Below are 21,896 nucleotides of genomic sequence, written 5' to 3'. Positions count from 1 at the left end.
TGCTTCACATTATTTGCGAGCATAGCCAATTTCGCGGCGCTGTCATCTGCAAGTCCGGGCAAGCTTTAGAGATTATTGAAATGCCAATCGGCAAATGCTCGTACATAAGACGGTGTAGCATCTCCCATCGCACCGGCTGCGTTCACCGGTATGATCTCGGACAGCTCCGGCTCCACCTCCGACGACATATGTTGTTCAATCCGCGATACCAGTTCTTTGGATGGTGCATCAAAATAATAACGGCGGAAAAGCGCTATGCTACGGTTACCGGTCACAAGATTGATCTTTTGCTCTGCGCGCGCGTCCTGAATATCAAGACCCGTTTCCTCCTGCACCTCACGTCGCCGATTGGCGTCGTAATCGACACATTGATCGACAATGTCATTATCGTCGATTGAGCCTGCCGGAAAATAAACTCTTCCTGCTCCCGCATTTTGCGCGCTCATTCGCCCGGCAATCAGATAGCCCTCACGCGAAACAATTACACCAACACCAAAAATATGCCACGGACGTTCTTGTGATTCATCATGTCGCCAGTGCATCAGCGTCGCAAAACTGGTGCGCTTGAAGCCTGCCTGAAATACAACGCCTGTCAATTCAGCTTGCGGTGCCAAATAGAACTCACCATCGAACAGAGTTGGATTCGCGGCGCGCTCGCGCTCCCAGTTCAAAGCAATCGCTTCGCTGTTTTGCTCAGTATATGGCAAAGGACCAGGTAAAACCCGGACATCAGCACTATCAATAACGTAGACGGTATTTTCCCGGACGTGTTGCATCATTCAAACCATATTCACTGTCACTGCCACCGGACAATGATCGCTTGCTTTCGGGCGGTCCCATCCGGTTCGGGGATAACGGTCGACCTGCTGATCGGGTGGAAAGATCGTGCGCCAGGGCTGCCCTCGCCGAATGATCTCCGGCACCGCTTTTTCATTCTTCTTCGCGAATGAGGGTGAGGCCATAATGTAGTCAAGCTGGCAAAGATGACGCTCTTGTGGCCCGCGCGTATGGTAAAGCGTCCAGCGGTCCATAACGGGGCGGCGCTCGACCAGATTGACCGCGAAGCCGTCCCCTAAAAGCACGTCGAGCGCGCTTTCTTCTTCAACCATCGGCGTAAATTGATAGCCGTTCCATTCATCGCCACCGATAATGATCCGCTCACGATAATCATTGAAATCACCGCAAATCAGCCAGCGACGATTTGCAACATTAGACGGTCCGAACTTATCCTCGATGATACGGCGAATGGCGCGTGCCTCTGCGCGTCGCACCGGCAGAGATGCTGTCCGTCCGTCAAATCCGTTGCGCGCACCTGTCATTGATTTCAGATGCGTCACAAAAAGCGATATGGGCTTTCCAGCAATTCGGATATCCAGATTCAGGCAATCCCGCTTGAAAATGCGGTCATGAGGTTCAAGCCCAAGTTCCCCAAGGACAGGTTCATAAAGGCCAAAATCATTATAGGTTACATAGGCGTAGCTTGTGACTTCGTCGACCTCGATGGGCTGCCCGTCCCGTGTCGTGTCGCGCATCATAACGGCAACATCAATACCTCGGCTGTCATTGCCGTCTATGAGATATTTATGCCGGAAGCCATGACCTATCATCTTGAAAAGATATCCATACTCAAACGCATTCAACGCAGCCAGATTGTCGACCTCCTGCAGGCAGAGAATATCCGCCCGTGTTTCCGCGATCGCGAGCGCTGTCATCTGCCGCGTATCATCCGCATGCGCAACGGCACGAGCCTGTTCGAGAAGGCGATATTGCGCCTCATCGCTGATTTCGAACAATTGCAAGGCGCGATCCTGATGCAATTCGTTGCGAAAGCCGGAAAAATCAAACCGGCGCATCAGATTTTCGACATTGAAGGTAGCTATAGTAAACATGCTTTCGCAATCTCTCTGCTTGCCGGGCGATTGGCAAGGGGATGAATTCCGAAACCAATAAATTTCTGCTGAAGCGGTGACTTGGGTATAGAATATGCCCATATATCGGGAGAATAGAGATTGAAGCGAGCCGAGACGATGGGAAAAATTCTGCGCCTAACCGTACTGACCGGACTGTTCGTTGCAGGCATTGCAAGTGCTGGTTCAGCCGTCGAACTGCGGAACAGTCAATATCTTCCCTCGCTGAAGCCGAGTGGTCCGTTGATTATTGGTGGTCAGGCAGGCGCCAATCGCACAGACCCGAGCGCCCGCAATTGCTACGGTTCAACGCAATGCCGGGAAAGTGGAACTTATGTCACCGAGCATGGCGTATTGAACTACAAGAACGGTGACGCATTGCAATATCGGCGCACGATGCAGCCACCAACGGCGGGCGCGCGACCGACCAGCAACCATATTCAGTGGTGCTCGAACCGCTATCGCAGCTACAGAACATCCGACAACACATATCAGCCATTGGCTGGGCCGAGATCAGGTTGTAATTCGCCATTCCAGTAAGAAAAAGCCCGGAGCAATCCCGGGCTTTTTCGTTCGTGCTGATCAGGCAGCAGCGGATTTCGTTTGAGCGCGTATCAAACGGCCAAGGCGCTTGATACCTTCATCGATCATCTCGTCGTTGGCACATGAATAGCTGAGGCGCAAAGTATTGGCACCAGTCCCATCGGCAAAGAATGCCCTTCCCGGAACGAACGCGACTTTCTCACTGTCGATGGATGCAGCGAGGAGTGCCGCGCCATCCATACCTTCCGGCAGTGTAACCCAGATAAACATACCGCCTTCAGGCTTTGTCCAACTGGTGGTTTCCGGCATATAATTCGCCAGTGCCTCAAGCATCTTGTCGCGACGGTGTTTATAAACACTGTGCAGCTTCGCCACCTGAACATCAAAGCCGCCGCTCGCAACTCGTTGAATAGCGATTTGATTGATGGTGGATGAATGAAGGTCCGCAGCCTGCTTCATCAAAACGAGCTTGCGAATGACTGGCTTCGACGCAACCACATAGCCAACGCGCAAACCCGGAGCCAGTGTCTTGGAGAAAGAGCCGCAATAGATGGTGCGGGTTTTCTCGACATCTCCGCCGTTGCGGGCAATGTCGAGCGCCAGGATCGGCGAGATCGCATCGCCATTGTAGCGAAGATACTGATAGGCCGCATCTTCGATCACAGGAATGTCGAGTTCATCCGCCTGCGCGAGCAGTTTTTCACGACCGGCAAGATCTACAGTTTCACCTGTCGGATTGCTGAAATCGGCGGACAGATAAGCAAACTTGACCTGACCGCCAGCTTTCCTGGCAGCTTCAGCGTAGGACGCTGGGGTACGATTGCCGTTGATCGCCAGCGTATCGTAGTTCGGCTCATAAGCGTTGAAAGCCTGCAGCGCGCCGAGATAGGTCGGCGCGGTCACAAGTGCTGTATCGGCAGGCGACAGAAACAGCTTGCCCAGATAATCGAGAGCCTGCTGCGAACCCGATGTGATGAACACATTTTCTTCCGTGCAGGGAATGCCGATCTTGGCAAGCTCACCTACCAGCCATGTGCGCAGCGGCTTGTAGCCTTCCGAAACAGAATATTGCAGCGCAGCATTGGCTTCAGGGCCAGTAAGAATATCCTTATAGGCTGCCTGGAATTCTTCGTGCGGGAAAAGAGCCGGATCAGGAATTCCGCCCGCAAACGAAATAATATCTGGACGTTCCAGAAGCTTCAGTAGTTCGCGGATTTCCGATGCGCGCATACGTTTCGAGCGCGTTGCAAATACATTTTCCCAGTCCAACACGGGAAATCTCCTCAATTAGACTATCCGTACATTTTACGGAACTTGTAATAGCTAAGCCTCCTCAGAACTTGGCTATTGGATGTGAAGCTCTAGCGCACTTTTCGGCAGACGAGAACAGCTTTTCCCATGCTTCTATGGAATAAAGATATTCGGAATTGTTTTGGGCCTCAAAGTGCATGAAACGAAAAAACTGGCGCAGAATTTGGGTTCTTTTTGTTCGCTTTAGGCTGACGATCAACTCTGCGATAGAGTGCCAAGTATGAAGGGGCGCAAGAAGCGCCCCTCATTTCGACCTTCGTAAAAGCTCGAAAATCAAATGACATTCTGGTTCCGGTGTACCGCAGCATTTGCTGACAGCCAGAACCTGAACCCCACTGATTTTAGTTGCGCGCCTTGTCGACGAGCTTGTTCGCTGCGATCCATGGCATCATGCCGCGGAGCTTTTCGCCAACTTCTTCGATCTGGTGGCTGTCGTTGTTGCGACGGATACCCTTGAAGCGCGCTGCACCTGCACGATACTCCTGCATCCAATCGGAAGTGAACTTGCCGGTCTGAATGTCCTTCAGAACGCGCTTCATTTCTTCCTTGGTTTCAGCAGTGATGATGCGTGGACCGGTGACGTATTCGCCCCACTCAGCGGTATTCGAGATCGAGTAGTTCATGTTGGCGATGCCGCCTTCGTAGATCAGATCCACGATCAGCTTCATTTCGTGCAGGCACTCGAAGTAGGCCATTTCCGGAGCATAGCCCGCTTCAACCAGAACTTCAAAACCGGTACGGATCAGTTCGACCACGCCACCGCAAAGAACAGCCTGCTCACCGAACAGGTCAGTTTCGCACTCTTCCTTGAAGGTGGTTTCGATGACGCCCGAACGGCCACCGCCAACACCCGAAGCGTAGGAGAGAGCCAGATCATGGGCATTGCCCGAGGCATCCTGATGAATGGCGATGAGGCAAGGAACGCCGCCGCCCTTCTGGTATTCACCACGAACCGTATGGCCTGGGCCCTTCGGCGCGATCATGACAACGTCAACCGACTTCTTCGGCTCGATGAGACCGAAATGCACGTTGAGACCGTGGGCGAAAGCGATTGCGGCGCCATCACGAAGATTGTCGTGAATGTGTTCCTTGTAGATGTCAGCCTGCAATTCGTCAGGCGTGGCCATCATCATGAGATCAGCCCACTTGGCGGCATCGGCAACGTTCGTCACTTCGAAGCCGTCAGCCTGTGCCTTCTTCGCGGTCGCAGAACCTTCACGAAGGGCCACACGCACGTTAGCGGCACCGGAATCCTTCAGGTTCAGCGCATGGGCGCGGCCCTGGCTTCCATAACCGACGATAACCACCTTCTTCGACTTGATCAGGTTAACGTCTGCATCCCGATCGTAGTAAACGCGCATTTCCTTATTCCCTTCGTTCAGATTGTTCTTCGGCTTTCTTGCGTCTGCCGATGTGATTAGGCCCCATAGAGGGCAAAAAACTGCTTAGTGGCACGCCGGGCATCCCGGATGACCACGTCGTCAGTCAGTTCCAGATGGTCGCCAAGCAGCAACCTTATTTGCATGTCTCGGACGACAAGCCCGAAGAACGTGCGAAATGCCTCATCGATATCGTCGAAGGCGAGCAGACCCACCTCCTGCCCCATATGGAGAATAGGCTTGAGACGCTTGGCCATGGCCACAGGCCCATTGGCCAGAACGATATCGCCGAGCATCGATTTACCTGATGCTGCATGGCTCACCGCCAATCGATTCAGGGCAATCGAGGTTTTCCCCGAAAGCACCAGCAGCCAGTCGCGCGCGAAATGCTCCAGACTTGAGAAGAGAGATTCCGCATCCAGCTTTTCGCGGGTCAGCGGCACGACACGAACTTTCGATGCCTGCCAGCGAACCATCGCAGTCAGCAGACCGTCGCGGTCACCAAACCATTTGTAGAGGCTTTCCTTCGAGCAGTTGGCGGCACGAGCAATACTAGCCGTCGTCAAAGCGCGATCCCCGCCCTCCACTAGAAGGCGCAATGCCTGCTCCAGAACATCGTTCTGACGCGGCGAAAGAGCTTGCTGCTTTTGAGCTTGCAATTCGTCGCTGATATCAGTCACGGGTCTTTTCCTCCACCTTGTACCGTACGGTACGGTTCCCAATTCATAATTATTGTTTCATCAGCGGTCAAGCATGTTTTCAAAAATTACGGCAGCCTAATGCAGGATTAATTTTCATCCATATGAAATGCAAAAAAGCGCCTTCCCGAAACCGGAAAAGCGCTCTAACTTCTTCTATTTCAAGCATAATCTTATCGATCCTCGTTTCACTCCGGTCGGATTATGCTCTAAAACTATCGATTCAGGTGGGTTTACAGATTCACCTGTGTTCCAATTTCCACCACACGACCGGTCGGAATCTGGAAATATTCTGTCGCGTCGGACGCGGTTCGGGCAAGCAGGATAAACAACTTGTCCTGCCAGAGCGGCAGGCCGGAATGAGCTGACGCCTTGAGCGACCGGCGCGACAGGAAGAACGACGTCGTCATGATGTCGAATTTCCAGCCAAGCTTGCGGCAGATGCCGAGCGCTCGCGGAATGTTCGGCTGCTGCATGTAGCCGAAGGTAAGCGTCACCTGCATGAAGCGTTCGTTATATTGGGATACGCGCGCTCGATCAGCACTTGAAACCCATGGTTTCGATGCGGTCACGACCGTCAATATAACATTGTTTTCGTGCAGAACCTTATAATGTTTCAGGCTGTGCATGAGCGCGGTTGGAGCACTTTTAGGATCGCCGGTCAGAAATACGGCCGTGCCCGGCACAATGGTCGGCGGACGCTTGGCCATCTGCTCCACAATGAGATCAAGCGGGACTTCAGCCTTGCGAGTCTTGTGAAAGAGATGTCGCGTCCCACGCACCCAGGTCCACATGATGAGGACGAGTACAACCGCGATACCGATTGAAGCCCAGCCGCCCTCATGAACCTTGATGATATTCGCACTGAAGAACATGATATCGATGATAAGGAAGCCGAGAATAATCGGCAGGGCGCGGCTTACACGCCAGTTCCAGATGCGGGTCATCACGATGTAAAGCAGAACCGTCGTGACCAGCATGTTGCCAGTGACGGCAATGCCATAGGCTGCAGCCAGATTGCTGGACTTTTCGAAACCAAGCACCAGAATAACCACCGCCAGCCCCAACAGCAGATTGACGCGCGGAATATAGATCTGGCCATGCAGTTTTTCCGAAGTGTGCTGAATTTCAAGGCGCGGAAGAATGTTGAGCTGAACAGCCTGACGCGCCACTGAATAAGCACCCGTAATAACGGCCTGACTCGCGATAACTGTTGCCGCCGTTGCCAGCAGGACCATGGGCCAAAGCGCGAAGCTCGGCATCATCTGGAAGAACGGCAGAGCAGCGGCTTCACCATGCGAAAGAATGAATGCAGCCTGTCCGAAATAGTTGAGCAGCAGGCATGGGAAAACGACCCATAGCCATGCACGCACAATCGGCTTGCGCCCGAAATGCCCAAGATCGGCGTAAAGCGCCTCGGCACCAGTCATCGCGAGGAACACGGCACCAACAGTGATGAACGCCACACCGGGACTAACCGTCAGAAAGCGTACCGCATAATAGGGATTGAGCGCCATCATAACCGTCGGATCATCGAAAATATGCCAAAGGCCGGACGCACCCAGCGCCAGAAACCACAATGCCATAATCGGCCCGAAAACGATGGCCACCTTGCCGGTACCCAGTTTCTGGACAGAAAACAGTGTCACGAGGATGACGACAGTGATGGGAACAACGAACGGCGTGAGATCAGGAGCGACGATCTCAAGACCTTCCATTGCCGAAAGAACCGAAATTGCAGGCGTGATGACTGCGTCGCCGAAGAACAACGCCGCCCCGCAGATACCTACCCCTAGAATCAGATCAGGTCTGCCTTTCAACGCACCTCTGACAAGAGCCATCAACGAAAGAATGCCACCCTCGCCATTGTTGTCGGCGCGTAACACGAACAGCACGTATTTGATGGTGACAACGAGCGTCAACGCCCAAAAAATCAGTGAAACAACACCTAGAATGTCGCTGCGAGCAAGAATACCATCGCTTGCCGCCGCATGAAGGGCTTCGCGAAAAGCGTAGATAGGGCTGGTGCCGATGTCACCGTAAACAACCCCCAGAGCGCCAAGCACCAGCGTCTTCATGCTCTCATTATGCTGCTCGGCATCTTCAGCAAAAGCGACGCTTTCAGGAACACCGACAGCAGGCATAGCGGCCCGTATCGGCGTGTCATTGCCATTCAGCTCGCCGCTCATATGCAGGCACCTCGCAACTTCCTGAAAAGATCTTGGCTGGAGTTACTGGGGATCGAATTGAGATAATGGGTGTATTCGCAAAAAGTTGCGAATTGCAGCCTCGCTGCCGTACCCTTGCCCAAATCAACTTTAATCATGGGCATGGCACCAATTGAACGTGGCAATCTGCCCGAATGCAATGACAATAGAACTGCCTCGGCGCGGAAAGCAGACGTCGGAAAACTGCTTCAATGCTTCCCTCATACGATCCTGCGCGCCCCCAACGCGTATGAATAGTGGCGGACGCCTAAAGCTTGTCTCACTCGAATGCAAATGCGCTTTTTGCACGGCTCCAATCCGAGCCATGCACCAGGCGCATTGACCGACGCGTTACGCAAGGGCCGCGATGTAGCGGCTGACCGTTACCGGCATCCCATACATCAGCGCATCGGCTGTCAGTCCGTGTCCAATGGAAACTTCGCTCAACTGCGGGATACGTTTCACCAGTGCAGGCAGATTGTCTACTGTCAGATCATGTCCCGCATTGATGTCGAGGCCCAACGCAGTCGCTGCATTTGCCGCCTTTTCCAGTCGATCCAGCTCACGCCTGGCAGCCGCAGGGTCGTCATAAGTCGCGCCATAGGGGCCAGTATAGAGTTCGACACGATCGACACCGATAGCCTTGGCGCGTTCGTATCCGAGCGGATCAGGATCGGCGAACAGCGATACCCGCATCCCGGCCGCTTTAAGTCGGGCCACGATCGGAGCCAGAAAGTCAGCCTTCGACACGAAGTCCCAGCCATGGTCCGACGTTGCCTGTGTCGGGTCGTCGGGCACAAGCGTCACCTGTTCCGGCTGATGCTTTTCTACCAGATCAAGAAATGCCTCGCTTGGGAAGCCTTCGATATTGAACTCTGCCTGCGGAAATTCGTCATCAATCAGAGCGCGGATCTCACCCAGATCAGAAAAACGGATATGACGCTGATCGGGACGCGGATGCACCGTCAATCCGGCAGCACCAGCGACAAGAGCTGCTCTTCCCAATCCTGTAACACTTGGCCACGGCAAATCACGCCGGTTTCGAAGCATCGCAATGGCATTGAGATTAACCGATAATTTCGCAGGCATTGAAGACTCCCGGATGAATATTCCGCTTTATAACGGCTGCAGCGAAAAAATGTGAGTGTTTTGCCGTCGCACCATAACCGCAATCCCCAACCGTGAAATCTGCCCGAGCATTTTGCAGTCAGGTGGTATCACCTGACGTAGCTTAAGTGCGGCAAAACAAACAGATGGAGCGGAAACGCGAACGAATGTGAGCACATTTCGCTCCACAACAAACTGGGTTTGCAGAGCTTTTCCAATTCATATGAATTTGCGGCGTGATCGCAACCTTTGCCCATGCTTTGGCGTTTAAATCAGATTGATGATGGAGGTTTATGATGCGAAATGAGGACATACCCGTCATTCGCCGCATTCCAACAAACCGGGAAGACGTTTTCGCTTTTGCAATCGAAGGACATCTCGACGATGCGTCATTGGAGAACCTCTATGGCCTTCTCGACGCAGCTTATGAAACACATGAAGAAATCGATCTTCTGATCCGCCTTACCGGATATGAAGGGGTCGACTGGACGGCTGCCTTTTCGGAAAGCATGCTGTCCATGCGCTCTAAATCCCTGAAAAAGCTTCGCCACTATGCAATTGTCGGCGGGCCTTTGTGGATTCAGGCAAGCATAACTCTGATGCAGCCTTTTCTGTCCATTGAGCTTCGTGCGTTCGAAGCAGACGAGGAAAACGAAGCCTGGGAATGGCTCAGTGCCCAGCCCGCAGATGAGTAATTATTTTACAATAGTTAGACGTTCCGCCGCGCGCGTGATCGCCGTATAAAGCCACCGTTCACGTGTGTCGCGAAAGGCAAAACTTTCATCGAAAAGCACGACCTCATCCCACTGCGAACCCTGTGCTTTATGAACCGTCAAGGCATAACCATAATCGAAATCGTCGTAGCGCTTCTTGGTCTGCCACGGAATTTCACTGTCAGGGTCTTCGAACTGCGCCTTCAACAGCTTGATCTTCGCAACGCCGCGATCATCGTCCTCGGGCGTCACCAGCAGATTGATGCCTGGTTTCACCGTTTCCTTGGACGATGTCATCACCTTCCATAACGATCCGTTGAGGAGGCCCTTGGCTGGATCGTTGCGCAGGCAAACCAGCTTGTCACCGGCTTGCGGATAATCCGCAGTAAAGCCCTTCAACTCCCGCAGGCGCTGATTATAGCGGCGTCGGGTCCGGTTGGTCCCGACGAGCACCTGATCGGCAGCCAGCACCATCTCCTGATTGACATCACCCTTTCCGATAACTCTTGCAGCGCCGTGGTCACCATAGGGGAGCTCACGTCCTTCCCGCACGTCGAGCGCCATACGGATGATCGGATTGTCCTGCGCCTGACGATGAATCTCGGTCAGGAGATAATCCGGCTCGTGTTCCGTAAAAAACCCGCCGCCGGAAATGGGAGGCAACTGTCCAGGATCGCCAAGAACGAGGATCGGAGTGCCGAAACTCATCAAATCCCGACCCAGCGCTTCATCGACCATGGAACATTCGTCCACGACAATCATCGCCGCTTTTGCAACAGGGCTCTGCCGGTTGAGCGAGAAGGTCGGCGCGATGGAAGTCTTGCCGGTTGTTTCGTCCTCAATCGCTTCCTCGCCACGCGGACGATAGATCAGCGAATGGAGCGTACGGGCATTGCTGGCACCTTTCGAACGCAGCACCTGCGCCGCCTTTCCGGTAAAGGCAGCAAACTGCACATCGCCGTCCACGTGTTCAGCGAAATAGCGGGCGAGCGTCGTCTTGCCCGTACCCGCGTAGCCGAACAATCTGAAAATGGGGCTACGGCCGTCTTTGAGCCATTGCCCGACGGCCTTCAGCGCCTGATCCTGTTCCGGTGAAAACTGCATCGTCCCTTCAGACAGGATTCGCCGCCCGAAAACAAGATCAAACCGTGATCAAACGTTTTTAGTCACTAAGGCCGCAAATCTGTCGAGGTCGACATTGCCACCGCTGACGATTACGCCCACCCGCTTGCCTTGCAGCTTAGATGCCATCTGTCGTGCGCCAGCAAAAGCGAGACAACCAGTAGGCTCCACCACCATTTTCATCCGGCTGGCAAAGAACTTCATGCCTTGCACCAACTCATCGTCGCTGACGGCCAGAATATCGCTGACAGTTTCGCGGATAATGGCAAAAGTCATGTCACCAAGGGCCTGTGTCTGGGCACCGTCCGCCAACGTCTTCGGCACGTCGATATGGACTATTTTGCCCGACCGGAACGACTGCTGACCATCATTTCCCGCCTCTGGTTCCACGCCGTAGACATCGCACCCCGGCGACAGGGCTTTCGCGGCCAATGCCGAACCTGCAAGCAGACCACCGCCGCCAAGACAAACGAACAGAGCATCAAGCGGACCCGTTTCCTCGATCAACTCCTTGGCCGCAGTTCCCTGCCCGGCGATGATATCAGGATGATTGAACGGTGGAATGAGGGTCAGTCCCCCCTCTTCTGCCAAACGCTTTGAGATCACATCGCGATCTTCTTCATAGCGGTTATAGGTGACAACCTTCGCGCCGTAACCTCGCGTAGCGTCAAGTTTCGCGCGCGGCGCATCCTCGGGCATGATGATCGTCGCATCGATACCAAGCATTTTTGCTGCAAGCGCGATTGCCTGGGCGTGGTTGCCGGATGAGAAAGCAAGTACGCCTCGAGCCTTTTGCTCATCTGTAAATCGGGACAGGGCATTGAAGGCGCCACGAAACTTGAAGGCACCGATCCGCTGGAAATTTTCGCATTTGAAAAAGAATTGGGCACCAGTTTCGTGGTCGATGGTGGACGATGTGAATACCGGTGTCTGGTGAGCATAGCCTTCGATCTGCTTTGCAGCAGAAACCACGTCATCATAAGTTGGAAGCTTGTTCATCATTTGCCCTTCACCTTTATTTCAGCATCGGCCACAAGCTCAAAATGAGCAGTAAAGCCATGATAAAATTGAAACATTTCAACCGAAAGGGATCGGAAAGCCAATTGCGCAGCAATGTGCCAAATCCTGCCCACACTGACACGCTTGGCAAATTCACGATCGCAAAGGCGACGCTGACCAGAAGCACCGCGACATAATAGTTGTCGTGGTTGGCATAGGTGGCAATTCCTGTAATCCCCATCACCCATGCTTTCGGATTGACCCATTGGAATGCCGCTGCCTGTAAGAAAGTCATTGGCTCGCTTTTATCCCAATGCTTGGCATCGCCAATGGAGCGCGACATCGCAATTTTCCAGGCGAGATAGAGCATATAGGCACCACCGGCAAACTTCAGCGCCACATAGAATGACGGCACCATCTCGATCAAAGCGCCGAGACCGAAACCAACCGCCAGCAGCAATACGAAGAAGCCCACGCCGATCCCCAACATATGCGGAATGGTGCGGCGGAAACCGAAGTTTACGCCCGAAGCTAGAAGCATCAGATTGTTTGGTCCCGGTGTAACGGACGAGACGAAGGCGAAGACAAGAAGCGCCAAAAAAACTTCAATGGACATAGGACGGCCTCGATTTATGGGGACAAATTAGCTCAATAAAAAACCGGCACAATCGAAACATTGTGCCGGTTTTCAACGATATTGTATCGGTTTTGATTGAAAGCTGTTACATACCTTCCGGCCCGCGATTCATGGCCGCGACACCCGTACGACAGGTCTCAACCAGACCGAGTGGCTTCATGATCGAGATGAACTGGTCGATCTTGGCGGTCTTTCCGGTGATCTCCAAGATGAAGTGGTCTGTTGTCGCGTCAACCACCTTGGCTTTGAACGCATCGGCCAGACGAAGCGTTTCAGCTCTCGCTTCACCTTTGCCAGCGACCTTGACCAGTGCGAGTTCACGCTCGACAGGACGATCGTGGCCGAGTTCAGAGGCGCGATGGCTCAAATCGACAACGCGATGAACTGGAACAATGCGGGCCAACTGGTGGCGGATCTGGTCGAGCACGTGCGGCGTGCCGCGCGTCACAATTGTAATGCGCGACAGATGCTTTTCATGTTCGGTTTCCGAAACCGTCAGGCTTTCAATGTTATAGCCGCGACCGGAGAAAAGACCGATCACGCGGGCAAGGACACCCGGTTCGTTGTCAACGAGTACAGCAAGCGTATGCGTTTCCGGCGTTTGCGTTTCGGCTGCGATGAAATAGGCCGATCCGGAAGCTAGGTTCTGTGCATTCATGATTTCATTCCTCCGGATCAGACGAGCGCGCGGCCCTTGGCATCTATGGCGTTAGCGACGGCTTCATCCGTAGCCTCGTCGGGCAACAGCATTTCGTTATGTGCCTTGCCCGACGGGATCATCGGGAAGCAATTGGCGAGATTTGCCACGCGGCAATCGAAGATCACCGGCTTGTCAATGTCGATCATCTCCTGAATGGCGTCATCGAGTTTACCTGGCTTTTCGCAGCGGATACCGTGCGCACCATAGGCTTCCGCCAGCTTCACGAAATCCGGCATTGCCTCGGTATAGGAGTGCGACAGGCGGTTGCCATGCAGGAGCTGCTGCCACTGGCGCACCATGCCCATGTACTGGTTGTTCAGGATGAAGATCTTGATCGGCGCATTATGCTGAATGGCAGCCGACATTTCCTGAATGCACATCTGGATTGAGGCGTCACCGGCGATATCGATAACCAGTGCGCCAGGGTGCGCGATCTGCACACCGAGTGCCGCCGGCAGGCCGTATCCCATGGTGCCCAGACCACCCGAGGTCAACCAGCGGTTTGGTTCCTCAAAGCCATAGAACTGCGCTGCCCACATCTGATGCTGGCCAACTTCCGTGGTGATATAGGTCTTCCTATCCTTGGTCAGCTCATAGAGCCGCTGAATTGCATATTGCGGCATGATGACGTCTTTATTCGGCGCATAGGCAAGTGAATTGCGAGAGCGCCAACGATCAATCTGCTCCCACCAGGCGCCGATTGCCTGCTTTTCCGGCTTCTTATCAGAGGCCCGGACCTGACGAACAATGTCTTCCAGAACATGGGCGACATCGCCAATGATCGGAACATCGACGCGAACGCTCTTGTTGATCGAAGATGGATCGATATCGATATGAATCTTCTTCGAATTCGGAGAAAATGCGTTCAGACGTCCGGTGATACGGTCATCGAAACGGGCGCCGACGCACAGCATGACATCGCAATCATGCATGGTCATGTTGGCTTCGTAAGTGCCATGCATACCAAGCATGCCGAGCCAGTTCTTGCCGGAAGCCGGATAAGCACCCAGGCCCATCAGCGTGGATGTGATCGGGAAATTGCTGATCTCGACCAGCTCGCGCAGCAGACGGGAAGCTGCCGGACCGGAATTGATCACGCCGCCGCCGGAATAGATGACGGGCTTCTTCGCATTGACGAGCAGACGAACGGCATCCGAAATTGCCTGCGCATTGCCGTCGAGAACCGGACGGTAGCTGGTGCGCGGCGCAGTTTCCGGTGGCGTATAAATGCCCTTGGCAAACTGGATGTCCTTTGGAATATCGACCACGACGGGACCGGGACGACCGGTGGATGCGACATGAAAGGCTTCGTGCAGGATGCGCGCCAGGTCGTTGACGTCCTTTACCAACCAGTTGTGCTTGGTGCAGGGGCGCGTGATACCGATCGTATCGCATTCCTGAAACGCGTCGGAGCCGATCAGCGTTGTCGGAACCTGACCGGAAATGCAAACCAGCGGGATGGAGTCCATCAGCGCATCCTGAAGCGGGGTGACCGCATTGGTCGCACCCGGACCGGACGTAACAAGCATCACGCCAACCTTGCCGGTCGACCGCGCATAGCCTTCCGCCGCATGTCCAGCGCCCTGCTCATGACGAACCAAAACGTGCTGAACCTTATCCTGCTGGAAAAGCTCGTCGTAGATCGGAAGCACGGCACCGCCGGGATAGCCGAAAATGCTCTCCACGCCCTGATCGATCAAAGCCTGAATGACCATCTCGGCACCGGTCATTTCACGTGGATTGCTTGCTTCCTGCGTTTCTGCGGCGTTTGCATCCGCCTCATGTTTACCTGCAGTCATTGTTCTCTTCCCGTCGTCTGCACTTCATTTCTGATTTTGGATAATAAAAAAGGCCCCCGAGGGAGCCTGTCTTTCGCGCATGGGAGCTTTCGCCGGATGGTTACACCATCCTGCCCATGCGCGCCCGTACCACAAGAATAATAAACGTGTTCATGGTGGCGGACACTAATAGCCGGATTTGGCGTCGTCAACGCATAAATACGTCGCCTGCGATATTTTCTTAGGCTCACCCGCCTCAAACGATAACTTTATTTCAACGGAAGGCTTCTATCATGGCGCGGAACCTCTTGTTGAAAGTCGGGGCAGAATGGGCGACATGAGCGAAATCGGGGACGGTTCTGACGCGCGAGGACAAGGCGAATATGTTCAGCGTAATCGTACGGAAGGCTATGTCATCCAGTGTGATGGCGAAGGTGCGGTCGTCTCGGCACTGTCAGGCCCTTCTTCGGCGGCATCCGACGATTATTGGGCCGTAGGCCAGCTCATATCCATTCAGACAGGCGACAATCGCGTCGTCGGCCTTATCCGCAACGTGCTTGTTCCGGGCGATATCTGGCTACGTGGCGGTGACAACACGCTGCATGTCCATATCGAGTTTCTGGGCGAGGTTCGTGTACAGCCGAACGGACAGACCGTATTCAATGGTGGCATTTCGCAGTTCCCCCATCCCGGCGCTATTGCTCATCGTATCCGGGCGACCGATCTCGCGACCATTTATGCGCAGGCCGGCCATAGCAACGTTTCAATCGGGACACTGACACAGGATGCAACGGTTCCCGCCTATATTTCGGTCGATGACCTTATCTCCCGACATTTCGCCATCGTCGGCACAACGGGTGTCGGCAAATCGAGCGCCGTCATGCTGCTCCTACGCCGCATCGTCGCCGAAAAGCCCAATCTGCGTGTGCTCATTCTTGATCCACACAATGAATTTGCGAGCGCTTTTCCCGATCTGGCGGTAGCAGTCGATCAGACAAATATCGAGCTGCCGTTCTGGATGCTACGGCTTGATGAATTCGCAGATGTGATCTTTCGTGGCCGCACGCCGGACCCGATGGAACTCGACATACTGCGCGATCTGGTCCAGCTTGCCCGCGAAAAAATGCACGGCATCGAAACGTCGGCCACGAAAACCTTGCGGCGGCAGTTGACCGACCGCCAGAGCGTCAGCGCGGACACGCCTGTCTCCTATCGCTTGGCTGACCTGCTAGCCCTCGTCGATGAGCGCATTGGTCTTCTCGATAGCAAAGCGGAGCGTCCCTATCTGCGCAGCCTCAAGGCTCGACTGGAATCGATCTCGTCCGATCCTCGCTTTCGCTTCATGTTCGCCGTAACTGGTGGCCCTGAAACAATGCGGCAAGCCATTGGCCGCATTTTCCGCATTCCGCAAAACGGAAAGCCGATCTGCACATTCCAGCTCGCAGGACTGCCATCCGAGGTTGTCAACGCGGTTGCCTCGGTCTTGTGTCGCCTGGCATTCGATATCGCTCTTTCAAGTGAGGGCAGTCTGCAAACACTCGTAATCTGCGAAGAAGCTCATCGGTATATTCCAACCGACCGCGATGCCGGTTTCTGGCCGACAAGACAAGCGATAGCGCGAATTGCGAAGGAAGGCCGAAAATACGGCTCCTATCTTGGGGTCATCAGCCAGCGTCCGGGCGAACTAGACCCTACAATTCTGTCCCAGTGCAATTCGATTTTTGCAATGCGGCTCGGCAACGAACGTGATCAGGAAATCATCAGGGGCGCCATTCGCGGGGGTGCCCAAAGCATGGCAGGTTTCCTGTCATCAATCGCTAACCGCGAGGCCATAGCGTTTGGCGAGGCCTTCTCGACACCGATGCGCCTTACATTCGAAACCATCCCGCCTCATCAGCTTCCAGGACGCAGCAAGAACGAAAGCGCTCTTTCCAGTTGGCGCAGTGACGACAAAATATCGCTCGACCGTATCGTCGAAAAACTGCGTGCTTTTGAAAGCACTTCGCAGGCTGAACCGGTGGACCAGATCGGAGACGAAGATAATCTGTGGGGCAGCCCGGTCTCCACCAGTCGCCGTGACCCAACGCCTATGGACGAAGCCTACCATCGCTCTTCTTCGTCGAAGCCGCAAACATCACTCAGCCTCGACACAAAACAGAGTATTGAGAAGATGGGCGAACTGGTGCGCAGCTTTCGCAAGGACCGCGAGCGCTAGTGTAATGAATCCAAAAATCATATCAGCCTGGAGCTAGGCGCAGACGCGATTTCGCCCCATGTTCTTCGCCGCATAGAGCATCTTATCGGCGCGACGATAGAGGTCTTTTGATGTCTCGCGTCGGTCCCATATCGCAAGACCGATACTGACGGTAACACCAAGCTTTTCATCGCCAAGGTCGATTTCGAGCGTCGATATGGCTTTGCGGACACGATTGGCGAGCTTGATCATCAATTCCGCATCCATATTCGGCGCAAGAACGGCAAATTCTTCACCACCAAGCCGGGCTACCACATCATGATATCGTGTATAGTCCTTGAGACACCGCGCCACCTCTTGCAGCACGATGTCGCCAATGTCGTGTCCATAGGTATCGTTGACGGTCTTGAAGTGATCGAGATCGATAATCATCAACCCGACAGGCCGCTGGATACGGTCGAACTGAACCAGATATTCCTTTAACGCCTCATCGAAATAACGTCTGTTCTGCATGCCGGTCAGGCTGTCCGTCAGTGCGGCATGTTCAAGACTTTGCGATCGTTCGGAAAGATCCTGCGTGATGACCTGCAGCTTGCCACGGTCCAGTGCATCGGTTCGTATTTGAGGGTAGATCAGGAACACCCCGCACGCGATAGTCGCAATCAGCACCCAGATCGTGACATAGCTCAACTGGTCGAGCGTCGAAACCAGTTCAGAAGCGCTCACGTCAAGTGGCAAGGTCTGCAATTGTCCGATGTCGACACGAGCCTGGTAAAGCAACAGCCCAATACCGAACATCAAAACAATCAGAATAAAAAATGCCCGCTCCGATTTATGAAACCGCATAGTCCGCGCCCGCCTCTCCTGTTCGAGAGAGTGCCAGCGAGTTATTTCAGTGTCGTTAATTGAGCGAGTGCATCGTCAGAATTTGCGTGTACCACCCAGCGATCATCAAGCTGGTTTCGAAACCAGGTCGACTGACGTTTTGCGTATTGTCGAGTGGCGATGACCGAACGTTCAACGGCTTCTTCCCGTGACATCGAGCCGCGCAGAAATGCTGTGATTTCACGCACGCCGATGGCTTTCATCGCAGGCAATGCCGGATCGAGATCAAGCGCCAGCAATGCCTTGACCTCGTCGATCGCGCCATTGTCCCACATTAGCGCAAATCGCCTCGCAATTCGTTCGGCAAGCCATGCCCGATCAGGTAGCAGCACAATTTTGCGCGCGCTATCGTCATCCACCAGCGCTCGCCCTTTAGTACGCTGCCACATGAGAAGCGACTTTCCGGTGCCTTCAAACACTTCCAGCGCCCGAACGATACGTTGACTGTCGAAGGGTTTGAGGGTTGCGGCCATATCCGGGTCGCGTTCACGAAGGATCTGGTGAAGAAGCTCCGGGCCGTCCGTCTCCATCCGGCCTCGCCAATAGGCGCGAGTATCGACCGGCACCGCCGGCATTTGTGACAGTCCGCCGAGCAGCGCCCTGAAATAAAGTCCGGTGCCACCAACAAAAATTGGCGTTCGGTTCTTCGTTGCAGGTTGCGACAACAGGTCGGTGACATCGTCCAGCCATCGTCCGGTTGAATAGGATATCGACGGCGCGACGTGCCCGTAGAGATGATGTTCTGCCGAAGCGAGATCGGCTTTGCCGGGCCGGGCAGTCAGAAGATCAAGAACATCATAAACCTGCATGGAATCGGTGTTTACAATGAAGCCGCCGGTCTCTTGAGCCATGCGAATGGCAAGTGCCGACTTGCCGCTGGCCGTCGGGCCAGCTATCAGGATTGCATTCGTGACCGCATCCTCACTCATCGCCGGAATTGCTCTCCATGTCTCAACAGGTTTCTCTCGTCGCCACTTTGATCGCCAACCCGGCCAAAGCCTCGCTTGCGTCAGCGCTTGGGATTAAAGCCTCAGCGGCAGTGAATGCAACCGGACTCTATTGGCTGGCCGACGACATTGCCTGCGACATTGCGCTTCCGTCGGGGATCGACAGTGAAGAAGCCGAAGCCCTGCTGCGTCGTTCGCTCGACGGCGCGCCGATCGATGTGGTGGTGCAGGAACAGGAGCGTCGACGCAAGAAAATTCTGATTGCCGACATGGATTCCACGATGATCCAGCAGGAGTGCATCGACGAACTGGCGGAAGAAGCCGGTCTGCGCGAGCATGTGGCTGCAATCACCGCACGCGCCATGAACGGTGAGATCGAGTTCGAACCGGCCTTGCGCGAGCGTGTGGCCTTGTTGAAAGGTCTCCCACTCAACGTAATCGACAAAGTCATTTCAACGCGCATCACACTGATGCCAGGTGGGCCGGAACTCGTTCGCACCATGCGTAAACATGGCGCTTACACGGCACTGGTATCCGGCGGCTTTACATCGTTCACTCAGCGCATCGCCGAGATGATAGGCTTCAACGAAGAGCGCGCAAACAGGTTAATCGACGATGGTATGCATCTGACCGGCCTGGTCACGGAACCAATTCTGGGCCGGGAAGCCAAGGTCGAGAAGCTCGTGGAAATTGCCGAGCGCCTTGGCCTCACGCCGGATGATGCAATTGCAGTGGGCGACGGAGCCAACGATCTCGGCATGATTCAACTCGCGGGAACCGGCGTTGCACTTCATGCAAAGCCAGCCGTGGCCGCACAGGCGCGAATGCGGGTTGACCATGGCGATCTGACCGCTCTTCTCTATATTCAGGGCTACCGAAAGACGGACTTCGTTCAATGATTATTCTGGAAACCGCGCGCCTCGTCATCCGCAACTGGGAGGATCGGGACCGCGATCTGTTCCACGTCATCAATTCCGATGAAGAAGTTATGCGTTTCTTTCCCTTTCGCAGGGACCGCTCGCAGTCAGACGAATTGTTCGACTCCGTACAGAAGATGATTTCTGAAACGGGCCTCGGTTTCTATGCGCTTGAAGAAAAAGAAGGCGGTCAGTGCATCGGCTTTGCAGGCCTCTCCCGCACCGACCTCGAGCCTCATTTACCGGACGGCACTGTTGAAATTGGCTGGCGGCTGGCAACACCTTTCTGGGGCAAAGGCTATGTAACCGAAGCAGGCAAAGCGATAGTGGAATACGCTTTCGGTACGCTGGGCCTCACCGAAGTCGTTTCCTTCGCCGTTCAGAATAACGACCGGTCTACAGCCGTCATGCAGCGTATCGGCATGACCCGGGATACAGCGAGCGATTTCGATCACCCGCGCGTGCCGGACGAAACTCCGCATTTGAAACGCCATGCGGTCTATCGTATTCAGGCAGCCTGACCGGCCACCCAGCCGGAAGACCAGGCCCACTGGAAATTATAGCCGCCCAGCCAGCCGGTTACATCGACCACCTCGCCGATGAAAAACAGGCCCGGAACGGATTTGGTTTCCATGGTTTTGGAATCGAGGTCGCGCGTGTCGACGCCTCCGAGCGTAACCTCGGCCGTGCGGTAACCTTCCGAACCAGCGGGCTTGATGCGCCAGTCATTTATCGCAGCCTCGACGCGGCGGAAAGTCTTGTCGGACATATCCGCCAGATGACCTGTCGCGCCCATATCCTCGGCTATGGTTTGCGCAAGCTTCCTTGGAAGATAAATGGCGAGTGCCGTCTGCAATGCCTGTTTGCCGTTTTGTTTGCGCTGCTCGCGCAATGCCTCGAAAATATCCATATCCGGCAGCATCGCGATGCGGATTTCTTCACCTTCCCGCCAGTAGGAAGAAATCTGCAAGATCGAAGGGCCACTGATACCGCGATGCGTAAAAAGCATTGCCTCGGCAAATTTCGTTTTGCCGCAGGCGACAACGGCATCGACGGCGACACCGGCCAGCGGTTTCAGCCGTTCCAGTGTATTGGGCTCAAACGTCAGCGGCACGAGCGCCGGCCGTGTTTCGACAATCCGCAATCCGAACTGCGTCGCGATATCGTAACCGAAACCTGTCGCCCCCATCTTGGGGATCGACTTCCCGCCACAGGCCACGACCAGTGATCGACAGTGGACAGGTCCATCCGACAGTTGAAGAGAAAAACCCTCTGCGGATTTTTCAACCGAACTGACACTACAGCCAAGCTTCAGTCGCGCACCATAGCGTTTCAGTTCGCCCAGCAGCATCTCGATTATCTGCAATGCCGAACCATCGCAGAAGAGCTGACCCAGCGTCTTCTCGTGATAGGCGACGCGGTGACGCTCAACGAGCGCGATGAAGTCGCGTTGCGTATAACGGCTCAGAGCGGAGATGCAGAAATGCGGGTTCTGTGAGAGATAGTTCTTCGGGCTTGCATGAAGATTGGTGAAGTTGCAGCGACCACCACCCGATATGCGGATTTTCTCACCAGCCGATTTTGCATGGTCCAAGACCAGCACGGAACGCCCGCGTTTGGCCGCCTCGACGGCACACATCATGCCTGCTGCACCGGCGCCTATGACCACGATATCAACTGTTTCCAATTCACCTTACTCCGAATGGCGCCGGTCCATAGCACACCGGTGACCTATGAAACAGAAGGCTTTGCCATTTCGGATAGCCAAACGGCGGACTACCCGAATCTGTTTGTGCAGTTCTAGCGTCAAGCCATTCAAACTACGAAGCAAAACGGCATTGCAGATTTCTCT

Annotated in this window: 20 protein-coding genes; 5 read left to right on the top strand and 15 right to left on the bottom strand. The window is 54.5% G+C overall.

Features of this window, described 5'->3' with window-relative positions; translation table 11 throughout:
• Nucleotides 1-65: 65 nt before the first annotated feature.
• Together FIB18_RS18660 and FIB18_RS18655 are read right to left on the bottom strand one after the other, a co-directional pair.
• Nucleotides 66-776 carry an NUDIX hydrolase gene (locus tag FIB18_RS18660; protein ID WP_140022235.1) on the bottom strand — a complete coding sequence of 237 codons (711 nt, stop codon included), beginning with the start codon at nucleotides 774-776 and terminating at the stop codon, nucleotides 66-68.
• 3 nt (nucleotides 777-779) lie between these two features.
• Nucleotides 780-1,889: an endonuclease/exonuclease/phosphatase family protein gene (locus FIB18_RS18655; protein WP_140022127.1), complete on the bottom strand. Its 1,110-nt coding sequence runs from the start codon at nucleotides 1,887-1,889 to the stop codon at nucleotides 780-782.
• 138 nt (nucleotides 1,890-2,027) lie between these two features.
• On the opposite strand from FIB18_RS18655, the gene FIB18_RS18650 reads away from it, so the two are divergent.
• Nucleotides 2,028-2,447 (top strand): BA14K family protein, encoded by a 420-nt coding sequence (locus FIB18_RS18650; protein WP_140022234.1) that lies wholly within the window; start codon nucleotides 2,028-2,030, stop codon nucleotides 2,445-2,447.
• A gap of 42 nt (nucleotides 2,448-2,489) precedes the next feature.
• Here the strand turns inward: FIB18_RS18650 and FIB18_RS18645 are convergent, their stop codons facing one another.
• The 5 genes from FIB18_RS18645 to FIB18_RS18625 form a co-directional block, all read right to left on the bottom strand.
• The gene (locus FIB18_RS18645) at nucleotides 2,490-3,722 is read right to left on the bottom strand and encodes an aminotransferase-like domain-containing protein (protein WP_140022126.1); all 1,233 of its coding nucleotides are present in this window, start codon (nucleotides 3,720-3,722) and stop codon (nucleotides 2,490-2,492) included.
• A 380-nt stretch (nucleotides 3,723-4,102) separates the two neighbouring features.
• Nucleotides 4,103-5,122 (bottom strand): ketol-acid reductoisomerase, encoded by a 1,020-nt coding sequence (gene ilvC, locus FIB18_RS18640; protein WP_140022125.1) that lies wholly within the window; start codon nucleotides 5,120-5,122, stop codon nucleotides 4,103-4,105.
• A gap of 56 nt (nucleotides 5,123-5,178) precedes the next feature.
• A complete protein-coding gene (locus FIB18_RS18635; RefSeq protein ID WP_140022124.1) occupies nucleotides 5,179-5,820 on the bottom strand; it encodes a TetR/AcrR family transcriptional regulator in 642 nt (213 codons plus the stop codon).
• 251 nt (nucleotides 5,821-6,071) lie between these two features.
• Nucleotides 6,072-8,027: a potassium transporter Kup gene (locus FIB18_RS18630; protein ID WP_140022123.1), complete on the bottom strand. Its 1,956-nt coding sequence runs from the start codon at nucleotides 8,025-8,027 to the stop codon at nucleotides 6,072-6,074.
• Nucleotides 8,028-8,396: 369 nt separating this feature from the next.
• Nucleotides 8,397-9,134 (bottom strand): pyridoxine 5'-phosphate synthase, encoded by a 738-nt coding sequence (locus tag FIB18_RS18625; RefSeq protein ID WP_140022122.1) that lies wholly within the window; start codon nucleotides 9,132-9,134, stop codon nucleotides 8,397-8,399.
• Nucleotides 9,135-9,448: 314 nt separating this feature from the next.
• Between FIB18_RS18625 and FIB18_RS18620 the strand changes: the two genes are divergently transcribed.
• Nucleotides 9,449-9,847 (top strand): SpoIIAA family protein, encoded by a 399-nt coding sequence (locus tag FIB18_RS18620; RefSeq protein WP_174977454.1) that lies wholly within the window; start codon nucleotides 9,449-9,451, stop codon nucleotides 9,845-9,847.
• Here FIB18_RS18620 and FIB18_RS18615 read toward each other — a convergent pair whose 3' ends face one another.
• The 5 genes from FIB18_RS18615 to FIB18_RS18595 all read right to left on the bottom strand — a co-directional run bounded on the left by FIB18_RS18615 (nucleotide 9,848) and on the right by FIB18_RS18595 (nucleotide 15,122).
• On the bottom strand, nucleotides 9,848-10,969 hold the full coding sequence (locus FIB18_RS18615; protein WP_140022120.1) for an ATP-dependent DNA helicase: 1,122 nt from the start codon (nucleotides 10,967-10,969) through the stop codon (nucleotides 9,848-9,850).
• Nucleotides 10,970-11,017: 48 nt separating this feature from the next.
• A complete protein-coding gene (locus FIB18_RS18610) occupies nucleotides 11,018-11,986 on the bottom strand; it encodes a threo-3-hydroxy-L-aspartate ammonia-lyase (RefSeq protein ID WP_140022233.1) in 969 nt (322 codons plus the stop codon).
• A 16-nt stretch (nucleotides 11,987-12,002) separates the two neighbouring features.
• A complete protein-coding gene (locus FIB18_RS18605; RefSeq protein WP_140022119.1) occupies nucleotides 12,003-12,602 on the bottom strand; it encodes a LysE family translocator in 600 nt (199 codons plus the stop codon).
• A 106-nt stretch (nucleotides 12,603-12,708) separates the two neighbouring features.
• On the bottom strand, nucleotides 12,709-13,281 hold the full coding sequence (gene ilvN / locus FIB18_RS18600; RefSeq protein WP_010659773.1) for an acetolactate synthase small subunit: 573 nt from the start codon (nucleotides 13,279-13,281) through the stop codon (nucleotides 12,709-12,711).
• 17 nt (nucleotides 13,282-13,298) lie between these two features.
• Nucleotides 13,299-15,122 carry an acetolactate synthase 3 large subunit gene (locus FIB18_RS18595; RefSeq protein ID WP_140022118.1) on the bottom strand — a complete coding sequence of 608 codons (1,824 nt, stop codon included), beginning with the start codon at nucleotides 15,120-15,122 and terminating at the stop codon, nucleotides 13,299-13,301.
• Between the two features lie 316 nt (nucleotides 15,123-15,438).
• Between FIB18_RS18595 and FIB18_RS18585 the strand changes: the two genes are divergently transcribed.
• Nucleotides 15,439-17,316, top strand: a complete 1,878-nt coding sequence (locus FIB18_RS18585) for an ATP-binding protein (protein WP_140022117.1) — start codon at nucleotides 15,439-15,441, stop codon at nucleotides 17,314-17,316.
• Between the two features lie 33 nt (nucleotides 17,317-17,349).
• Here FIB18_RS18585 and FIB18_RS18580 read toward each other — a convergent pair whose 3' ends face one another.
• Both FIB18_RS18580 and miaA read right to left on the bottom strand, forming a co-directional pair.
• A complete protein-coding gene (locus FIB18_RS18580; RefSeq protein ID WP_140022116.1) occupies nucleotides 17,350-18,141 on the bottom strand; it encodes a GGDEF domain-containing protein in 792 nt (263 codons plus the stop codon).
• Nucleotides 18,142-18,182: 41 nt separating this feature from the next.
• Nucleotides 18,183-19,109 (bottom strand): tRNA (adenosine(37)-N6)-dimethylallyltransferase MiaA, encoded by a 927-nt coding sequence (miaA, locus tag FIB18_RS18575; RefSeq protein ID WP_140022115.1) that lies wholly within the window; start codon nucleotides 19,107-19,109, stop codon nucleotides 18,183-18,185.
• 17 nt (nucleotides 19,110-19,126) lie between these two features.
• Between miaA and serB the strand changes: the two genes are divergently transcribed.
• On the top strand, nucleotides 19,127-20,026 hold the full coding sequence (gene serB / locus FIB18_RS18570) for a phosphoserine phosphatase SerB (RefSeq protein ID WP_140022114.1): 900 nt from the start codon (nucleotides 19,127-19,129) through the stop codon (nucleotides 20,024-20,026).
• A complete protein-coding gene (locus tag FIB18_RS18565) occupies nucleotides 20,023-20,565 on the top strand; it encodes a GNAT family N-acetyltransferase (protein WP_140022113.1) in 543 nt (180 codons plus the stop codon). Before serB ends, FIB18_RS18565 begins: the two co-directional genes overlap by 4 nt.
• Here FIB18_RS18565 and FIB18_RS18560 read toward each other — a convergent pair.
• Complete coding sequence (locus FIB18_RS18560) at nucleotides 20,553-21,731, bottom strand: BaiN/RdsA family NAD(P)/FAD-dependent oxidoreductase (RefSeq protein WP_140022112.1); 1,179 nt, start codon at nucleotides 21,729-21,731, stop codon at nucleotides 20,553-20,555. The two genes, FIB18_RS18565 and FIB18_RS18560, sit on opposite strands and share 13 nt — an antisense overlap.
• Nucleotides 21,732-21,896: the final 165 nt, after the last annotated feature.

The sequence above is a fragment of the Brucella pecoris genome (assembly GCF_006376675.1).
Taxonomy (GTDB): domain Bacteria; phylum Pseudomonadota; class Alphaproteobacteria; order Rhizobiales; family Rhizobiaceae; genus Brucella; species Brucella pecoris.
Note: the sequence above shows the minus strand (reverse complement) of the source record. Positions and strands in the feature narration are given on the sequence as shown.